A 4,499-nucleotide genomic window follows, 5' to 3' on the forward strand; every position below is an offset into this window, starting at 1 on the left:
TCCTGAGAATCATTAATAAAATTCAGGAATATATTCGACAGGGACAAGTGGAGAAATTTCTCGAACGATCCCTCAATGGTGGCTATAATAATCTCAATAATACTAATGAAGTTATCGAAATTTTTCAGTTAGTAGTTAATAGCACTGTTGATAAGGTTTTACCGCAAGTTAAACCAGAAGCAGAAGCTTTAATTAAATACAATATCGAGAAAATTCTCAGTCAAACTCCCGCTTATCAAAGCTTATTGCGATTACCCGGCATGAAAGGATTAAAAACTGACTTGAGCAATCGCCTATCTAGTCAATTGTATCAATCCTTTGTTAATATAGCGGAAAAGATTACCCAGGAAGACGAAGTTTTTGAGCGTTTATTGCAGCAATTAGTCCAGCGTTTCGGGCAATCTCTCGCCGAGGAATTACAATCCCGTCACAGTTTAGAAAGAATCGAGATGTTATTAATTATCTTCCTAGAAGAGGTCAAATTAAACTATGTAGAAGAATTCTCGGATGAAGACTTAGAAACTATCCTCGAACAAACTCGGTTACTCCACTCTCAAAGTGCAGAAACTAACCCAGCAGAAACCATGAATCCCCGTCGTCTTCCCTAAAAATTAGCGATCATTGATTAGGTAATATTGCTTGATCTTTTGATCACTTTTGTACTAAAATTTCTGCTGAAACCCCCATTACTCAATTAACCTAATTATCTACTCCCATGTTAACAAAAATTATTCTCGGGTTACTTTGGTTAGGCTTCGGATTATACGCTTTTTTACTAGCACCCCCCGATCAACCAGATACAGTGAATTTAATTATCGATCTTTCCACTGGGAAATGGCAATATATCAACCCGTTAATTATCGCTCTTTTTAACCTGATGGGAGTTTGGCCACTGATCTACACTAGCCTTTTAATTATCGATGGTCGTGACCAAAAGATCATCGCTTGGCCCTTTACTTTTGCCTCCTTTGCCGTGGGTGCTTTCGCTATTTTACCCTATCTAACTCTCCGTCAATCCAACAGCAATTTTACTGGTAAAAAAAATCTGGTCATTAAACTTCTAGACTCACCTTGGTTAGGAGTAATTGCCCTAATTACTGCGGCAATTTTAATCGCTTACGGATTAATTAACGGTAATTGGTCTGATTTTTGGCATCAGTGGCAAACTAGCCGTTTTATTCATGTTATGAGTTTAGATTTCTGTCTTTTAACTCTCTTATGTCCAATTTTGCTGCAAGATGATCTAACCCGACGGGGATTAAAAAATCCTTTCCTGTTGCCGGTAATTTCCCTATTGCCTCTAATCGGTCCGGCAATTTATTTAATTATTCGTCCTCGCTTAGGGGAGAATTAAGAGTAAATTTCCTTGGGTAAACTCGGCCTAGTTATCAGTTGTTTTTTAATCATTTCTTGACAAGAGAAGTTCATATTTAACAGAAATTATGCTGAGGTTCCCCTAAAATATGAGGAAAGAGATTAATGTCCAGATTAGAAGGAGTGTTTAACCTTGTTAGAGAGTCAAAAACCACCTCGGATTTACTGCTTTCAAGCTGATTATATTGCCTCCCAACAATTTAACCCCCAAGAGATTCCCGCTTGGTTATCTTTAGAAGTAAACTGGCAGGGTTATAGAATTCATACCCTACCCTGGGTAGCAGACGTAGCTAGAGTATTAGGATTATTAGCGATTGAAGATACCCCCCAAGGGTGGCAAGATCATTTAGAAAGCTTGGGATTAGCCAAAATTAGGTTAATGGACAGCGAGGAGTTTTTTGAGGATAAATCTTTATCGGGATGTTAAAAATGCCCTATAATTGGCAATTTAGTGATGATTCTACCGGTCAATTTATGCCCTATAAACTACTCTTCGTCTGTTTAGGAAATATCTGTCGTTCTCCCGCTGCCGAGAATATCATGACTTATCTGATTGAACAAGAAGGATTAGGCAATAAAATCCTCTGTGATTCTGCGGGGACTGCGGGTTATCATATCGGTTCTCCTCCCGATTCTCGCATGAATACGGCGGCTAAAAAACGCGGTATTCCTCTGCAAGGGACAGCCAGACAATTTACTCGCGAGGATTTCGAGAATTTTGATCTAATCCTAGCCATGGATAAAGCCAATTATCAAGATATTTTATCCCTAGATCGGACAGGAAAATATCAAGAAAAGGTCAAGTTAATGTGTGACTATGCTCGTTATCACCCAGAAAAAGAAGTTCCCGATCCCTACTACGGTGGTCGGGAAGGTTTTGACCGCGTAATCGAGCTACTTTTAGACTCCTGTGGCAGTCTTTTGGAGGAAGTAAAAAACAAAATTTAAGTTTTTTCTTCCAGCTAATCGATTAATCTGTGTTCGAGGGAAAAACGCACCAATTCGGCCCGATTGTTAGTAGTTGTTTTTCTGAGTAAACTGCTAACATATTTCTCGATCGTGCGAGAACTAAGATGCAGTTTTTGCCCAATTTCACTATTAGAAAGTCCCCGGGCTAAATGTTCTAACACTTCCCGCTCGCGATTAGTTAACTTAAAATCGTCCTGTAAAGAAGAAGTTAAAACATCCCTAGTTTTGGGGCTTTCTTCCGGTTTTAATTTCTGATATTGACGTTCACTTTGCACCATTTGCGCTCGCTCTAAAAGATTGCGAATAACTGCTTTTAATTCCTCCATCTCAAAAGGTTTAGGAAGATAGATATCACAACCCACTTGATAACCGCGAATTCTTTCCTCGGTTGACCCTCTTTCGGTTAAAAAAATTACTGGTAATAACCTAAATTCTGGCTGTTGCCGCACCTTAGTCACCAAAGAATAGCCGTCTAAACGCGGCATTTTGATATCCGATACCAAAAGATGGGGATGATAGGTATCCAATAAATTCAAAGCTTCCAAACCATTACTCGCCGCCACCACACTATAACCTGCTAATTCTAAATAGTCTTTGACCGCTAGGCGGATACCGGGGTCATCATCGGCAATTAGAATCAAAAGAGGCATAGAAATTAACAGGACAAGGTTTTTTCAGTATTGATAGCCTAGCACCCTCCGCTCGCCACAATTGTCCATCAAGCTACAGAGGCCGTTGTAACTGATATTATACTAGCAGTAACCAGCTTTTTTCTCCCCATCTCCCCACTTCCCCAACCCCTTGTTTACTTTTTACTTAAGATGACAGATTATTTGGTTTCCCTGACAATTTGGGCGGGTATTTACGCGATTTTTGCCCTCGGTTTAAATCTACAATGGGGATTTACTGGCTTAATTAACTTTGGTCACGTTGCTTTTGCCACTTTAGGGGCTTATGCAACGGTTTTATTAACTTTACAGGGTGTACCGATGATTTTTGCCGCCATTGTCGGGGCGATCCTAGGGGCATTGTTGGGATTGGCGATCGGTTTTTCCACCCTGAGATTAAGAGCCGATTATCTAGCAATTGTCACCATCGGGGTATCTGAGTTAATTCGTTTACTGGTGCTTAACGAGGATTGGTTAACGAAAGGCAGTTTCGGACTACAACGTTATCCCCTACATTTGGATATAAATCCCAGTTTTGCCGTCAAATTATTAATTATTGCCCTGTTTACCCTGCTTGCTATCTTTGCTCTCTGGCAATTGGGGCGCAATCTGCAACGACAATGGCGCGAAGCCGGGCAAATTAGCGGTAAAAGCTATCAACCGACGCAAAAGAGAGCTTTAATCTTTTGGGGGTCGTTAGGGGCGATAATCCTGCTTTTTCTGTATATAAACGGTGTAATTTCCTTGAATGACTATAATTACAAAGCGGGGCTGATGGTGGTAGTTTTAGTCCTCCTCGCTCTCGTTTATACTGGTTTAGAATTACTTTTGCGATCGCCTTGGGGACGCATCCTCAAAGCTATCCGGGAAGATGAAGAAATTCCCCGGGCTTTAGGAAAAAATGTCTTTTGGTATAAGTTACAATCTTTGATGTTAGGCGGTGCAATCGCTGGTTTAGCTGGGGCTTTTTTAGCATGGCAATTAACCACTATTTACCCGACTAATTTTGAACCATTATTGACTTTTAACGCTTGGATTATTATCATTCTCGGTGGCTCTGGTAGCAATGCCGGCACCTTACTAGGAGCGGTAATTTTCTGGGCTTACGATTCCCTGACTCGCTTTATTCTGCCCCAATTAGATATTTTTAATGATAGCCAATTAGGGGCTTTACGGATTATGATTATCGGTCTGCTACTCATGGTTTTAATGATCTGGCGACCCCAGGGTATCCTCGGCAAAAAAGAGGAGTTAACTTTGGGAAAATAATTTCAGTTATCAGTTATCAGTTATCAGTTATCAGTTATCAGTTATCAGTTATCAGTTATCAGTTATCAGTTCATCGATTACTCTTCACTGAAAACACTTCCCACTTCATAATTCATAATTCATAATTCATAATTTATATATGTTACTTTCTGCCAAAGGATTATCGAAAAGTTTTGGGGGCATTCGCGCCGTCAATAATGCTTATTTGGATGTGCCGCA

Annotated in this window: 5 protein-coding genes and 2 pseudogenes; 6 read left to right on the forward strand and 1 reads right to left on the reverse strand. The window is 40.1% G+C overall.

The window, feature by feature from the left end:
* The 4 genes and pseudogenes from PX636_RS02760 to PX636_RS02775 form a co-directional block, all read left to right on the forward strand.
* A pseudogene (locus tag PX636_RS02760) lies at positions 1-608 on the forward strand (hypothetical protein); the annotation flags it as partial.
* A gap of 107 nt (positions 609-715) precedes the next feature.
* A complete protein-coding gene (locus PX636_RS02765; protein WP_002797450.1) occupies positions 716-1,354 on the forward strand; it encodes a hypothetical protein in 639 nt (212 codons plus the stop codon).
* A gap of 153 nt (positions 1,355-1,507) precedes the next feature.
* Positions 1,508-1,801: a hypothetical protein gene (locus PX636_RS02770; protein WP_002797452.1), complete on the forward strand. Its 294-nt coding sequence runs from the start codon at positions 1,508-1,510 to the stop codon at positions 1,799-1,801.
* Positions 1,802-1,803: 2 nt separating this feature from the next.
* A complete protein-coding gene (locus PX636_RS02775; protein ID WP_041804476.1) occupies positions 1,804-2,322 on the forward strand; it encodes a low molecular weight protein-tyrosine-phosphatase in 519 nt (172 codons plus the stop codon).
* Between the two features lie 14 nt (positions 2,323-2,336).
* Here PX636_RS02775 and PX636_RS02780 read toward each other — a convergent pair whose 3' ends face one another.
* The gene (locus PX636_RS02780) at positions 2,337-2,993 is read right to left on the reverse strand and encodes a response regulator transcription factor (RefSeq protein ID WP_002797454.1); all 657 of its coding nucleotides are present in this window, start codon (positions 2,991-2,993) and stop codon (positions 2,337-2,339) included.
* A 171-nt stretch (positions 2,994-3,164) separates the two neighbouring features.
* On the opposite strand from PX636_RS02780, the gene PX636_RS02785 reads away from it, so the two are divergent.
* Both PX636_RS02785 and PX636_RS02790 read left to right on the forward strand, forming a co-directional pair.
* Positions 3,165-4,280: a branched-chain amino acid ABC transporter permease gene (locus PX636_RS02785; protein ID WP_288116158.1), complete on the forward strand. Its 1,116-nt coding sequence runs from the start codon at positions 3,165-3,167 to the stop codon at positions 4,278-4,280.
* A 139-nt stretch (positions 4,281-4,419) separates the two neighbouring features.
* Positions 4,420-4,499 (forward strand): annotated as a pseudogene (locus tag PX636_RS02790) (ABC transporter ATP-binding protein); the annotation flags it as partial.

It is taken from the genome of Microcystis sp. M53598_WE2 (assembly GCF_030067735.1).
Taxonomy (GTDB): Bacteria; Cyanobacteriota; Cyanobacteriia; order Cyanobacteriales; family Microcystaceae; genus Microcystis; species Microcystis aeruginosa.